Annotated in this window: 14 protein-coding genes; 4 read left to right on the forward strand and 10 right to left on the reverse strand. The window is 67.0% G+C overall.

From position 1 onward, the window contains the following. Both WS64_RS17995 and WS64_RS18000 read left to right on the forward strand, forming a co-directional pair. Complete coding sequence (locus tag WS64_RS17995; protein ID WP_060967183.1) at positions 1-1,419, forward strand: FAD-binding oxidoreductase; 1,419 nt, start codon at positions 1-3, stop codon at positions 1,417-1,419. 32 nt (positions 1,420-1,451) lie between these two features. Continuing rightward, positions 1,452-1,703: a hypothetical protein gene (locus WS64_RS18000; RefSeq protein WP_059579186.1), complete on the forward strand. Its 252-nt coding sequence runs from the start codon at positions 1,452-1,454 to the stop codon at positions 1,701-1,703. Between the two features lie 154 nt (positions 1,704-1,857). On the opposite strand, the gene WS64_RS18005 is transcribed toward WS64_RS18000, so the two are convergent. From WS64_RS18005 to WS64_RS18025, 5 genes are all read right to left on the reverse strand, one after another. Next, positions 1,858-3,417 (reverse strand): methyl-accepting chemotaxis protein, encoded by a 1,560-nt coding sequence (locus WS64_RS18005; protein ID WP_060967184.1) that lies wholly within the window; start codon positions 3,415-3,417, stop codon positions 1,858-1,860. A 169-nt stretch (positions 3,418-3,586) separates the two neighbouring features. Beyond that, positions 3,587-4,678 (reverse strand): lactonase family protein, encoded by a 1,092-nt coding sequence (locus WS64_RS18010; RefSeq protein WP_059639015.1) that lies wholly within the window; start codon positions 4,676-4,678, stop codon positions 3,587-3,589. 94 nt (positions 4,679-4,772) lie between these two features. Next, entirely contained in the window at positions 4,773-6,125 is a 1,353-nt protein-coding gene (locus tag WS64_RS18015; protein ID WP_006481162.1) for a TRAP transporter large permease, read from the reverse strand. A 4-nt stretch (positions 6,126-6,129) separates the two neighbouring features. Beyond that, positions 6,130-6,702 (reverse strand): TRAP transporter small permease, encoded by a 573-nt coding sequence (locus WS64_RS18020; protein ID WP_059579196.1) that lies wholly within the window; start codon positions 6,700-6,702, stop codon positions 6,130-6,132. Further along, positions 6,699-7,685 carry a TRAP transporter substrate-binding protein gene (locus tag WS64_RS18025; protein ID WP_059639013.1) on the reverse strand — a complete coding sequence of 329 codons (987 nt, stop codon included), beginning with the start codon at positions 7,683-7,685 and terminating at the stop codon, positions 6,699-6,701. Before WS64_RS18025 ends, WS64_RS18020 begins: the two co-directional genes overlap by 4 nt. A 546-nt stretch (positions 7,686-8,231) precedes the next feature. Here WS64_RS18025 and WS64_RS33070 point away from each other — a divergent pair. Further along, positions 8,232-8,426, forward strand: coding sequence for a hypothetical protein (locus tag WS64_RS33070; RefSeq protein WP_081103868.1), 195 nt, complete (start codon positions 8,232-8,234; stop codon positions 8,424-8,426). A 35-nt stretch (positions 8,427-8,461) separates the two neighbouring features. Here WS64_RS33070 and WS64_RS18030 read toward each other — a convergent pair whose 3' ends face one another. The 3 genes from WS64_RS18030 to WS64_RS18040 all read right to left on the reverse strand — a co-directional run bounded on the left by WS64_RS18030 (position 8,462) and on the right by WS64_RS18040 (position 11,371). Continuing rightward, complete coding sequence (locus WS64_RS18030; RefSeq protein WP_060967185.1) at positions 8,462-9,553, reverse strand: helix-turn-helix transcriptional regulator; 1,092 nt, start codon at positions 9,551-9,553, stop codon at positions 8,462-8,464. A 272-nt stretch (positions 9,554-9,825) separates the two neighbouring features. Next, a complete protein-coding gene (locus WS64_RS18035) occupies positions 9,826-10,077 on the reverse strand; it encodes a hypothetical protein (RefSeq protein WP_060967186.1) in 252 nt (83 codons plus the stop codon). 805 nt (positions 10,078-10,882) lie between these two features. Then, a complete protein-coding gene (locus WS64_RS18040; protein WP_060967187.1) occupies positions 10,883-11,371 on the reverse strand; it encodes a RidA family protein in 489 nt (162 codons plus the stop codon). A gap of 226 nt (positions 11,372-11,597) precedes the next feature. On the opposite strand from WS64_RS18040, the gene WS64_RS18045 reads away from it, so the two are divergent. Then, complete coding sequence (locus tag WS64_RS18045; protein WP_059579211.1) at positions 11,598-11,897, forward strand: H-NS histone family protein; 300 nt, start codon at positions 11,598-11,600, stop codon at positions 11,895-11,897. Positions 11,898-12,069: 172 nt separating this feature from the next. Here the strand turns inward: WS64_RS18045 and WS64_RS18050 are convergent, their stop codons facing one another. Continuing rightward, positions 12,070-12,402 carry a cupin domain-containing protein gene (locus WS64_RS18050; protein ID WP_060967188.1) on the reverse strand — a complete coding sequence of 111 codons (333 nt, stop codon included), beginning with the start codon at positions 12,400-12,402 and terminating at the stop codon, positions 12,070-12,072. A 540-nt stretch (positions 12,403-12,942) separates the two neighbouring features. Further along, positions 12,943-13,866 carry a LysR family transcriptional regulator gene (locus WS64_RS18055; RefSeq protein WP_060967189.1) on the reverse strand — a complete coding sequence of 308 codons (924 nt, stop codon included), beginning with the start codon at positions 13,864-13,866 and terminating at the stop codon, positions 12,943-12,945. Between the last annotated feature and the right edge of the window lie 25 nt (positions 13,867-13,891).

The raw sequence follows: 13,891 nt of genomic DNA on the forward strand, positions 1-13,891 counted from the left end.
ATGAACGCGCTGCCCGCACACGCGGCACACGCCGCGCCGCGGCACGCGCTCGCCGCGGCGCTCGGCGACGGCTGGCTCGAAGGCGCCACATGCGAGCCGTATGCGACCGACGTCCTGCATCACGGCGGCGTGCCGCTCGGCGTCGCGCGGCCGGCATCGACCGCCGACGTGCGCGCGCTCGTTCGCGCCGCCGTCGCGCACCGGATCGCGCTCGTCGCCCAAGGTGCGCGCACGGGCCTCGTCGGCGCGGCCGTGCCCGATCGAAGCGGCACGCAATGCGTGGTGTCGTTCGAGCGGATGCGCGCCGTTCGCGCGTTCGATCCGGCCAACCGCAGCATCACGGTCGAGGCCGGCGTGCGGCTGTCCGACATCAATCGCGTCGCGGGCGAAGCCGGGCTCTGCGTGCCGATCGATCTCGGCAGCGATCCGGCGGCCGGCGGCCTCGTCGGCGCGAACGCGGGCGGCAGCCGCCTGATCAAGTACGGCGACGTGCGCCGTCACGTGCTCGGCGTCGAAGTCGTGCTGGCGGACGAAGCCGGCACCGTGATCGACGCGCTCGCGCCGCTGCGCAAGCGCAACGCGGGCTTCGACGTCGCGCAATGCTTCATCGGCGCGAATGGCGCGAACGGGCTCGTCACCGCCGTATCGTTCGCGCTCGCGCCGCTCGAACGGTCGTCGTGCGCGATGTTCGTCGCGTTCGCGTCGTACGACGCCGCGCTCGCCGGCCTGCTCGCGTTCGAACGCGCATTCGGCGAGATGCTGTCGGCGTTCGAATTCATGTCGGCGGCGGCGGTCGGTTGCGTCGCCGCCGCGTTTCCCGCATTGCGCGCGCCGTTCGAGGCCGGCACGGCCGCCTGCTACGCACTCGTCGAGATCGCGACCGGCATGCCGGGGCTCGATGCGCTGCTGGAGGAGCGCGCCGTCGCGACGCTCGACGCGCTCGCAAGCGATCGCGCGGTGCTCGACGCGGCGTGCGCGCCGGCGGAACGGTTCTGGCGGATTCGCGACGCGCTGCCGGCCGCCGTCGCGCAGGACGGCGTGCCGCTGTCGTTCGACGTGTCGTTTCCGCGCGGCGCGCTGGCCGGATTCGTCGCCGATGCCGAGCGGTGGCTCGCCGCCGCGCATCCGTCGCTGCGCTGTCATGCGTTCGGACATTTCGGCGACGGCGGCTGCCATCTCGTCGTGTCGATCCCGCATGCCGACGCGCATCGCTACGGGCCGCTGCAGCAGGTGGCGCTGCGCGGCGCACTGTACGACCGCGTCGTGCAGGCAGGCGGCTGCTTCAGCGCCGAGCATGGCGTCGGGCCGGTCAATATCGCGTACTACCGCAAGCACGTGCCGGCCGCGCAACGGCAACTCGCCGGCGCCGTCCAGCACGCGATCGACCCGCTCGGCCTGGTCGGGCGGGTCCGTTACTGATGCACCGCTTCGACACCCCACGGAGAATTCGCATGATGTCGCCATGCCCGCCCTGCCCAACCGTCGCCGCCGAGCCGGACGACGATCCGTCGTCCGCGGGCATTCCCGCGCTGCCCGACTCGGGGGCGGTGGTCAACGTACGTGGCGTCGCGTATGTCATTGAATTGCCGCCGCGTGACCATGCGCGGCCGGCGCTGTGGCGCGAGCTTGCGCACTGGCGCAACGATCGGTCGGGCGATGACGCATCGGACGGCGATGCCGAGCGCGATGCACCACCGGGTTAGGTGAGCGTTCGCGTCGCTCCGTGCGGTCGTGACGAGCGGCCGCACACGGTCGTCGTCGATGTCGATACAAGCGGGACTGCTGCTACCGGCGCCGATGCCGATGACCCACACCGCTTCACGCGGCGCGCCGAACACGGCCGCGTCGGCAGGCGGCTCACCCCGCCCGCGCCACCCGGAAGACCGACATCGCGACCTGCATCGACCCGGCCTGCTGCTCAAGCGCCGTCGCGGCGGCACTGGCCTGTTCGACCAGCGCCGCGTTCTGCTGCGTCATCTGATCCATCTGCGTGACGGCCTGGCCGACCTGGTCGATGCCCGCGCTCTGCTCGACGGTGGCCGTCGTGATCTCGGTCATGATCGTCGCCACGCGTCGCACCGACGACACGATCTCGTCCATCGCTCGCCCTGCCTGCGTCACGAGCGCGTTGCCGTCGCGCACGTCGTCGATCGACGCGCCGATCAACTGCCGGATCTCCCGCGCGGCGCTCGCGCTGCGTTGCGCCAGCGTGCGCACCTCGCCCGCGACGACCGCGAAGCCGCGCCCGTGTTCGCCCGCGCGAGCCGATTCGACCGCCGCGTTGAGCGCGAGGATATTGGTCTGGAAGGCGATCCCGTCGATCATCCCGGTGATCTCCGCGATCTTCTGCGAGCTCGCGTTGATCACACCCATCATGTCGACCGCGCGGCCGACCAGTTCGCCGCCGTGCTGCGCGAGGTCCGCCGCGCTTGCCGCGAGCGTGCTCGCCTGCTGCGCATTGTCCGCGTTCTGGCGCACCGTCGACGTCAACTGCTCCATGCTCGCGGCCGTTTCCTCAAGCGACGCCGACTGCTGCTCGGTACGGCTCGACAGGTCGAGGTTGCCGGCCGCGATCTCGCGTGCGGCCGTATGGATCGCATCGCTGCTGTCGCGCATGCCGGTGACGGTCGCCGCGAGCCCCGTCTGCATCCGCTTCATCGCCGCGAACAGCTGGCCGATTTCGTTTCGACCGGCATCGGGCACCGTCACGGTCAGGTCGTTCGATGCGATGCAGTCGAGCAGCGCGGCCGCGTTCGCGAGCGGCCGCGACACGATCGCGCGCAGCGCGAAGTGCGTCGCGACGATCAGCGCGAGCGCCAGCGCGACGCCGATCCCGACCATCGCGATGATGCGCGTATAGGCGGCGTTGTCGGCGTCGATCGAGTCTTGTGCGAGCTGGTTGGCCATGCGCTGGAATTTCTCGACGTTCGCCGAATACACCTGGCCGGCGAGCGTGATCTCCTTGTCGTTGATTGCCGCATACGCGGCGGTGTCGCCGTTGCGCAGCGCGTCGGCCGCACGCGCGAGCACGCTCGCGAGATGCGTCGACGACTCGACGAGCGCCTGCTTCAGGTCCGCGCCGAGGTTGCCGACCGGTGCGGCATCCTTGAACGCCTGCGTTTCCTTCGCGGAAAGATCGAACGTGCGTTGCGCGCTTTGCAGCGCCGAGTCGCGCTGCGCCGGATCGTCGTGCTCCTTCAGCGCCGAATACGCACGGACGAGCGCCGAGCGGGTACGCGTGCTGTCCTTGTAAGCGTCGTTGACGAGCGACGTCTGCGTCGCGATTTCGTGCAGGCGCTTCGCGTTCGTGTTCGCGTTGCCGAGCGCGACGATCCCGACGATGCCGCCGACGACGATCATCGCGGCGAACGCGGCGAGCACGGCAAGCAGACTGCTTTTCACTTTCAGATCACGCATGGCGAATCGACTCCCGAAGTTATCCCTTATCGGTTAACGACGGCGGCTGCTCCAACTTGAGTCGATCGACCGGTAGTTCGCGGCGCGGGCGAGTGCGCGAGTGCGGTTGCATTCCGTTCGCGAAACGGGCGGCACGCGATCGATGCCGCCCGTTGCGCCGCATACCGAATCAGTTCGTCCCGTCGTACGTGACGATCTCGACCCAGTTTGCGCCCTTGCCGACCGGATACTTGCCGATTGCGTCGAGATGCCCGGTAACGCGATCGATTCGGTACACGGCCAACGTCGGCGACAGTTGCCCGGCCGCGAGCAGATACCTGCCCGACGGATCGATCGCAAAGCCGCGCGGCTGCGGTTCGGTCGCGAACGTGCCGATCCGCGCGAGCGTGCCCGACTTCGCATCGACGCGATACGCGGCGAGCGTGCTCGACGTGCGCTCCGATGCGTACAGGAAGCGCCCGTCCGGCGTCAGATGCAGGTCGGCGCCCCACGGCTTGTCGCCGTGAAAATCGGGCGGCAGGATCGACACGGTCTGGATCGCCCGCGCATCGGCGCCGCCGTGCGACAGCGCGAGCACGTGCAGCTTGCCGTCGAGTTCGTCGATCAGGTAGGCGAACCGCCCGTTCGACGAGAACACGAAATGGCGTGGACCGGATTTCTCCGGCAGCCGATACGCAGGCTCGCCCGTGTCGGTCAGCGTGCCGGTCGACGCATCGAACGGCAAGCGCAGCCACGCGTCGGCGCCGAGCACCGACGCGAACGCATAGCGGCCGTCCGGCGACGGGCGGATCGCATGCGCCATCGGGCCGGTCTTCACCGTCTGCTGCACGTCGCCGGCCACGCCGTCCGCGCCGATCCGGTTCACCGCGAGCAGGTTGCCGCCATACGACGCCGAGAACAGGTAACGGCCCGACGCATCGGTCGACACGTACGCCATGCTGTCCGCGAGCGGCGCGCGGCCCAGCTCGCTCAGCTGCCCGTCGAGCGGATTGATCGCGAAGCTGACGACGCGATACGGTGTCGAACGCAATGCCGCGTACAGGCGCCGATGATCGGGCGACAGCGCCATCGGCATCACGGCGCCGCCGACCGGCACGGTTTCGATCGCGGTCAGCGCACCGGTCGCCGTATCGACGCCGAACACCGAGATGTCGCGGCTGTCGCTGTTCGACACGTACGCATACGTCGCCGCGTGTGCCAACGAAGCCACCATCGTCAACGCGGCCGCCGCCACGGCGCGCCGCAGGAGAGTCGTTTTCATGGAAGTGACGTGAAGTGAAGAAAGTGAAGCGCGGATGCAACCGCGGCGCCGGACAACCTCGGTCGTCCGGCGCCGCGAAGGGCGAAGCGTGCGATCAGAACACCGCGTGGCCGCTGATCAGGCTCGGCAGCCAGGTCGAGAAGAACGGCATGTACGTGACGATATTGATCGCACTGAAGATCGCGAGGTAGTACGGCCACGCCATCTTCGTCGTCTCGCCGATCGACACGTTGCCGATCGCGCAGCCGACGAACTGCACCGAGCCGATCGGCGGGTGCACGAGGCCGAGCGAGCAGTTCAGCAGCAGCATGATGCCGAACTGCACCGGCCCGACCCCGCACGCCATCGCGATCGGCAGGAACAGCGGCGTCGTGATCAGGATGTGCGCGGCCATGTCGACGAACGTGCCGAGGAACACCTGGATGATGTTGATGTACAGCAGCATCAGCCAGGGCGCGGCGGTCGACTGCTTCAGCAGCCCTTCGATCGCATCCGGAATCTCCAGGTACGACATCTGGAAGCGCAGCATGTTGGACACCGCGATCAGCAGCAGCACGACGCCCGTCGTGCGCGCCGCATGCGACAGCGCGCGGCGCAGCTTCTCGGCCGTCAGCGTGCGGTAGACCACCGCGGTCAGCACGAGCGAATACACGACGGCGATCGCGGCCGCTTCGGTCGCGGTGGCGATGCCCTTCGCGACGCACACGAGGATGATCGCGATCACCATCAGCCCGGGCACCGCGCCGACGAAGCTGCGCAGCACCGCATACCAGCCGGGAAACCGCGGCAGCGCGGACGAGCCGTCCTCGCGGCGCGGATAGCCGTGACGCACGGCCTGCCAGTACGCGGCGGCGAGCACGAAGCCCATCACCCACAACACCGGCAACAGTCCCGAGAACAACAGGTCGCCGATCGACACGCCGCTCACCGGCTGGCCGTGCAGCATCCCGGTGATGCCCTGCGCGGCGAACGCGTAGATGATCATGTTGGTCGACGTCGGCATCAGCGCGCCGGCGAGCGACGCATGCGTCGTCACGTTGACCGCGTACGCCGCGCTGTAGCCTTCGCGCTTCATCAGCGGAATCACCACGCCGCCCATCGCCGACGTATCGGCGGTCGGCGAGCCCGACACGCCGCCGAACAGCGTGCACGCGACGACGTTCGCCATCCCGAGGCCGCCGCGGAAGTGGCCGACGGTCGCCTGCGCGAAGCGCAGGATCCGGTCCGCGATGCCGCCGTGCAGCATCAGTTCGCCGGAGAAGATGAAGAACGGCACCGCGAGGAACGAGAACGCGTTCATCCCCGAGATCATCGCCTGCATCGCGGTCGCGATCGGCAGGCCTTCGACCATGTAGGTCAGTACGCACGCAATGCCGAGCGCGAACGACACGGGCACACCGAGGACGAGAAAAATCAGAAAACTGACGGACAGGATCGCGAGTTCCATGGCGTTATTGTCCCGACGAAGAACGACGAAGCGCGAGCAGGTGCTCGAGCGAGAAGAGGATGATCGCAACCGCCGCGGGCATCGTGATCAGGTAGCGCACGCCTTCGGGCAGCCCGATGATCGGGATGCGGTCGCCCATCGTCTCGGCGGCCATGCTGCCGCAGCCGATCACGATCATGATCGCGAACGCGATCAGGCTCAGGTGCTGAATCGCGATGACGACCGTGCGCGCCTTCGGCGACAGCCGGCGCACCAGCGAATCGAGGCCGATATGCCCGCCGTCGCGCACCTTCATCGCCGCGCCGAACATCGCGATCACGATCACGAGCAACAGCGCGATCGGTTCGACGAAATCCGGCGCGTTGTCGAACACGTAGCGCATCACGACCGCGTAGAACACCAGCACCGTGAGCACCGCGAGGCACGCCGACGCGATTCCCGCCAGCACGCGGAACAGCACGTCGTTCACGCAGCGCAACAGCGGCGCGGCGTGCGGCCGCGCGGGCCCCGCGCCGTCCGGGGCGGCGGCCGGCGAGCCCGCGGCCGCCGCGCCGTTCAGGGAAGTGCGACGCGTCACTTGGTGGCCTCGATCTCGTCGACGATCTGCTTCATCTGCGGCGTCTTCTCATACTTGGTCCACAGCGGCTGCATCGCCTTCACGAACGCCGCGCGGTCGACCTGCGCGGCCGGCACGATCTTCGCGCCGCCTTTCGTCACCAGTTGCTGCGCGGACGCCTCGCGCGCGGTCCACAGCTTCTGGTAGTACGGAACCGAATCGGCCGCCGCCTTCCTGATCGCCGCCTGCTCCTGCGGCGACAGCGTGTCCCAGACTTTCTTCGAGAACACGAGCACTTCGGGCGTCATCGCGTGCTGAGTCTCCGAGTAATCGGGCGCCACTTCGTAGTGCTTGGTTTCCTCGTACGACGGCAGGTTGTTTTCCGCCGCGTCGACGAGGCCCGTCTTCAGCCCCGTGTACACCTCGGCGAACGGCATCGGCGTCGGCGTGCCGCCCATCGCCTTGATCTCGTCGACCATCAGGTCGGACGGTTGCACGCGCACCTTCAGCCCCTTCATGTCGGCCGGCGTGCGCACCGGGCGCTTCGCGTAGATCGAGCGCGCGCCGCTCTCGTAAAACGTCAGCGCGATCATCCCCTTCGCGGTGAACGCGTCGAGGATCTTCTGGCCGGCCGGGCCGTACATCGCCTTGCGGAAATGGTCGACGTCGCGGAACAGGAACGGAAACGACGGGATCAGCGATTCCGGCACGATCTCGTTGAACGACGCGCCGTTCACGCGCGCCATGTCGATCGCGCCGATCCGCACCTGGTCGACCGTGTCCTTCTCCGAACCGAGCGCGCTGTTGCCGAACACCTTGATCGAATCCTTGCCGCCCGTCTGCTTCGACAATGCCTCGCCCATGAACTTCACGGCCATGTTGGTCGGGAAGTTGTCGCCGTGCACGTCCGCCGAGCGGAACACGCGCGCGTGCGCGGACATCGCGAAGCCGGCCATCAGCGCAACGGCCAGGGCGGTACGGGAGCCGGTGAATCGGTGCTTCATGGTGAGTCTCCTTGATGGTCGATCGTTGTTGTGCGGCGATCCGTCGGCACGCGCCTGCGTCGCCGGGACGCTTCGTCGGACCGCGGAGTCATACGTCGTATGATGTGTTGAGCGAATGTACGTCGGTTAATCGTTTAACTCACTCGGTGCATACCCCTATAACCTTTACCATCACGGGTCTTTTGCAGAAATCGGGGAACTGTATTCCCAGTATCTCAATTGTTTCGAGAAACGTTTTCCGGGGGCGAATCAGCAGGCGGTCGGACGCTGGCGCCGCAGCCTCCCCGCCTCCGACAGCCTTCTTTCGCTTCGCATGTCCACGTTATAGGATGACTGATCACGCGACGCATTCGATCGATCCGGCCGGCGCGCCTACGGCAGCGAGGCGCTCGTCGGGCTCCCTGGAATGGATCGGCCGAATCCGTACGGGGTCCACGCGGGAGCGGCGCTATGACACGCGAGCGAGCCGTCGCCGTCGCGCGCCACCCGGCCGGCAGGTACGCGCGATGCTCGCCCGGACAGCGTGCCACGCGAAAGGAGCCTGTGATGTCGACCACGAAGCCATCAGCGACACCCGACCCGGCTACCCCGCCGAACGCCGGCGACGAAGGCCCGGCGGACGCGCCGGGCGTCGGCGAGGACACGTGCCGCGTGTGCCGCGGCACCGGCCGGGTGGAGGGCCAGCCGTGCACCGTCTGCGGCGGGACCGGCAAGATACTGCAGGGAATCGGCGGCGGATAGAGCACGACGCGGCCGCGCCGGCGCGCATCGGTCGCTCAGGTCTGCATGACCAGTGACGTCAGTTGCGCGGCGCGGGCCACGTCGGTTTTCGTGTAGATCGACTTGATCTGCGCGCGGACCGTGCCGATCGACACGCCGCGCAGCGTCGCGCATTCCTGCGGCGAGCGCCCGTCGCAGCACAGCAGCACGGCGAGATCGGCCTCGGCCGACGACAGCCCGTAGAACACCCGCAAGCGCTGCGCGCGCGCGGCCGGCGAGCGCAGGTCGGCGGCCGTCATCAGCGCCGCGACCCCGGGCCGTTCACGCGCGAGGCGCGACTGTTCGGGAACGGGAATCAGCGCGAGGGGCAGCGGCTCGCCCGTCGCGCGCCGCAGCAACAGCCCGCCGCGCGCGAACGCATGCCGCCATTGCGCATCGTCGACGCAGCCTTCCGGCGCAAAGCGCCCGTTCACGATCCGCAGCGCCGGTTCCGCGGCGATCAGCTGATCGGCCGCGCGGTTCGTATAACGCAACTCGCGTCGCGCGCCGAGCAGGAACACCGGCACCGGCACCGCGTCGAGCGCGGATTCCGCGGCGGCCACGCGCGCCTCGAGCTCGCCGATGCGTGCGTGGATCCGCAGCGCCCGGCTGATGTGCGCGCCCATGATTTCGATGGTGCGGCGCTGGTCGTCGGACAGGCCCTGCGCGTCGGGCCCGCTCTGTACGCTCAGGAACGCGCCGGCGCGCTCGCCGTGGTGGATGTACAGGCCCGAGATGCTGCCGAGCCCGAACGGCTGCAGGAATTCCCGATAGAACACGCCATGTGTGCGCTGCCGCACCGACAGGTGCTTGACGTCCTCGAACCAGCGCCCTGCCGGCCAGTCGGCGGCAACCGGCACGACCGGGTCGTACAGGTAGAACTCGGTGTTGTAGCTGCGGTGGCACGCGGCCACCCATGACGAATCGTCGCCGGCCGCCCGCTCGATCGCCGGCACCCGCGCCGCATCGTCGAACGACAGCAGCGTCGCCATGCGTACGCCGACCGACAAACGCAGCCCGTCCAGCACCGCTTCCCATCGTTGATCGCCCAACGCCGCGGCGTAGACGTCATCGATCCATGCCGATGGAATCAACCCGTTCGTCTGCATCTGACCACCCCGCGCCGTGCGTTTATGTCGAACGCCGTTCGCGCATCTTACTCAATCGGTCTGGTTGTTCAAATCGGCGATGCGGGTTTGGTCGAAATACCACGTCTGTTTCCGCTTCTCGTCAGACGTAATGGTCGTTTTCGACACGGCGACGCAATCCGTGTCGACTCAGGCGACTGCCTGCGCGGTGCAGGCCGAGCGGGATGGCGGCCAGGTAAAGCAGCGACGACGACGCGATGGACCGCGTTTCGCTGCCCTGCCCGACGATGTGCTTACTTCATCGCCGCGAACCGCGCTTCCATCGCGTCGATCTTCGCGAGCACGGCTTCGCTCAGCTTTCTGACGTGACGCGGCACGTTAGGCATCGACAGCAGTTCCTCGATACGCCCGCGCCAGTAGCGCGGATGCCGGACGCGCCCCGCGCCCGACATCGACACGTCGTCGACGTCCGTCTCGCTGTCCAGCATCGCCACCATTCTCTGGATGTGAGAGAGCTCTCGTTCCACATAGTCTCGTGCGAGCATAGTGATTGACATTCCCCGAAATACGACATCAGACCTACCGCGATCCATGCGCGATCACCCGCGGCGCCAACCACGCACCGCGCACGTGGCGCATCGGCGCACGCGACGACCGCGTCGATCGACGCGAAACGGCAGGCCTGCTCGATTGTTCTGGTGATATCCGGTCTCCGGTGCCTTGTTGACCATCGTAGGCGTACCGCTCGGCGCCGGCATCCCCAAAAGTGGGGATGCCGGCCGATATGGGCCGGGAACGGCTTCCGGAAATGACCGGGTGGAAAAACGGCGGAAGACGGCGCGTGCGTCACGGCGCGACGGATCGTTTCCCGGCAACACGATGGCGCGCGTTGCGGTGAATCGCGCGGGCTTCACATCTGACGAATGGAGCGCCGGCAAGCCCGGCACGATCCGCTCCTTCCGCGCGGACCTGCTCGAACCCGGATCGTACGCCGACGCGATGGCCGATTGCGGCACGGTGTTCCCTCCCGCGTCGCCCTTCACGGTCACGGTCGGCGATCCGCGGAAGGCGCTGGCCGATCCTGCGGGGCTCGGCACGCGCACCGTCTCGAGACGGCAAAACCGCACGCCGTCGCCTGCGGCGTGTCGTGCCGACCAGCAGTTGCGCCGCGATCTCCGGCGACAACGCCGATCTCGCGGCGACGTCCGATGGTGTGTTCACCGAAGCAACCCGGGAACACCGGTTCGCCGCCGCCCCGTCAACCCTGTTCGTATTCGAAGACGGTTGCCGGGCGCGAAGGATGGACGACCGCCGCGAAGCGGCTCGTTCCGTCGGCCCGGCCACTCCGGATCAACCGGCAGCGGCGCCGCGATTCAGCCCGAAGATGAAATCGGCTTCGACCGCCGCGCCCTTCGGCAATTGCAGCACGCCGACCGACGAGCGCGTATGGACACCGGCGTCGCCGAGCACCGCGTACAACACGTCCGACGCGCCGTCGGCCACTTCGCTTTGCATCGTGAAGCCCGGTGCGCTTCGCACGTACACGGTCATGCGCGGCACCGTCGCGATCGCATCGAGCGTGCCGCACCGGTTGCGGATCAGCGACAGCGCACGTAGCGCCGAGATACCGGCCGCGCGGCGGCCGTCGTCCAGCGAAACGGATTCGCCCACGATACCGACGAAATGCACGACTTCCCCGATTCGCGGAATCTGGCCGGCAATGTAGGCCGTCCTGCCATCGACCAGAACCGGCGTGTACTTTCCGCCAATGCGGATCGTTTCGTCCGGATCGAATCCCAAATCGGCGGCGACCTGTTTCAGTCTGTCATCCCTGTTCATCAGTGAATTCCCCAATCCTTCTGAAAAGAGATAAAGAATAATTGAGTCTCCGAAGCTTGTCCCGCATGAGAGGATCGGACGCAAACGATCCAATCGAACCACTTCTCAGGTGTTCGAAGCAGTCGCGCATTGCCATATCGACAATGGAATTCGTAGTCGGCGCAATTTTCTTCATCATTCGGGCTGAAACCGCTATCATGTATGGACACAACCTGAAGAGTGATATATGGCAACTTACAAGGAACTGAAAGCCCAAATGGATGCTTTGGCCGAAAAAGCCGAAGCAGCGCGCGTCGCGGAATTCCAGGCGATCGTCGACGACATCCGCACCAAAGTCGCGGAATACGGCATTACCGAAAAAGACATTTTCGGTACGCGCCGCGGTCGGCCGTCCAAACAGGCGGGCGCCCCCGTGCAGGCGAAGTATCGCGATCCGAAGACCGGGGCGACCTGGTCGGGCCGCGGTCGCGCGCCCGCATGGATCAAGGATGCGAAGAATCGCAATCGATTCCTGATCCAGGAATAAGATTCCCGCCCTGTGCCGGCGCGCGATTCAACGCGCTGTCCGGCGATTGCGGCATTGATTGGGGCATCGATACCGGCGGTATTCCAAGGCCGCACCGGTAGACGAGGTTTTGCCCGATCGGCATGTCGCGCGCCGGTCTATCGACCGCGCGTGCCGCACGCCAATCCTTTCTTCAGCGTTCGTAATAGACGGCAAGCCAGACGGTTGGCACTTCGTCATGCGTCCACGCGACACGATGGCGGCAATGCGGCTCGATCAGCACGTAATCTCCGGCGTGCATGTCGAGCCGCGTTGCATTTTCTTCGAATTCGAGCACGGCCGCACCGGACAGCAGCACGACCCATTCGGCCCGCGGGTCGTCATACCAGAATCCGTCCGGGCTCGCGTGCCCCATCGATACGATTCGCTCGACATTCACGCGCGAGCTCGTCACGAGCATGTCGATTCGCTCGTCGCCGCCGCGCCGCCCTTCGACGCTGAATAAATTACCGGTTTGAAGTGGCATGGCTTCGTCTCGTCATTGACTGTCGGGTAAAGGATGCGGGTTTAAAGGCGACCGGAAATGTCCGCGGCACGCTGACGTCGCCCGGGTTTGCACGAGTGCCGTTAAAAGCCGCGTCAAAAAGATGAAGAATGACGGCGATTTCACCGGCGCTCATTCGTTGCAGCGATAAAGCACGCACCGGCATTCTTTTAGCGGCGCACACGTCACCACGGGCCATTTCGGTTAAAGCAGGCCGACATCCGGCCGGCCTGCGCAGCGTCGAGCCTGGGCTGTTCACGCGAATAACGGGCTTGCGAACGTGCGTCGATCGACGTATTTTCCGTTCGCTGCCCGGCATGAGCAAGCATCGGCCCGACATTCATTCTTTATTTCGATCCGCGGTTGCGTTTGTTCGATCAGCGACGATATTGTCCGGGCCGTCGATATCGATACGGGCGCGAACGAAGTGCCGGCCCTCGCGGCGCCCGGCATCGATTGGCGCGTCGCGCATCCGGGCACGCGTCTTCGCCGGTCGTTTGAAATCCCGCCCGGCGGCTCGCGTCAGACCATCGCCCTCAACCACCCCAGCAACGCCGCCTGCGCACTCCCGTCCGCCACCGGCGCCGGCGTCAACAGGTAGTAATCCGATCCATCCTCGACAAATCCCATCGGGGCAACCAGTACTCCGCTTTCGATATCGTCGCGCACCAGGTGCCACGGCCCGATCGCCACCCCCAGCCCCGCGACGGCCGCCTGCAAACTGAAGTAGAAGTGATCGAACCGCTGCCCGCGCCGGCCCGCGGCCGGCTGATTCGCGGCCACCGCCCATGCATTCCACGCGTCCGGCCGCGTCCGCGCATGCAGCAGCACTGCGTCGTGCTTCAGCGCACGGGCGCCGCGACGCGACGCAAACCACGCGCCGACCTTGTCCGGCCGGCAAACCGGCCCCACCCGTTCGGCGAACAGATGCTCGGCGTGATACGCCGCCGGCCACGCGAAATCGTTGCGACGAATCGCCATGTCGATACCGCCGTCGAACGAGAACGGCCCGCCCGCGGCGGCCAGATGGATGTCGACGCCTGCATGCCGCGCCTGGAAATCCGGCCAGCGCGGAATCAGCCAGCGCATCAGCAGCGTCGGCTCGCATGACAGGACCGACCGCCGCGTACGGGCGGCCTCGGCGCGCAACGTGTGGGCGGCGTGACGCATCAGCCCCAGGCCATCGTGGACGGCCTGGGCGAGCGTGCGGCCCGCCTCGGTCAGGAACACGCGACGACTGCGCCGCTCGAACAGCGCCACGCCCAGATCGTCCTCGAGCAGACGCACCGCGCGGCTGACCGCGCCGTGGGTCAGGCACAGCTCGTCGGCCGCGCGGGTGAAATTCTCGTGGCGCGCCGCCGCCTCGAAACAACGCAGCGCCATCAGCGACGGCAGGCCGGTACGGATCGATTGTGATTCAGACTCACCATTCCGGTCAGAAATCATCGTTTTTCCCGATGAATCATGGTGG

Source organism: Burkholderia anthina (assembly GCF_001547525.1).
Lineage (GTDB): Bacteria > Pseudomonadota > Gammaproteobacteria > Burkholderiales > Burkholderiaceae > Burkholderia > Burkholderia semiarida.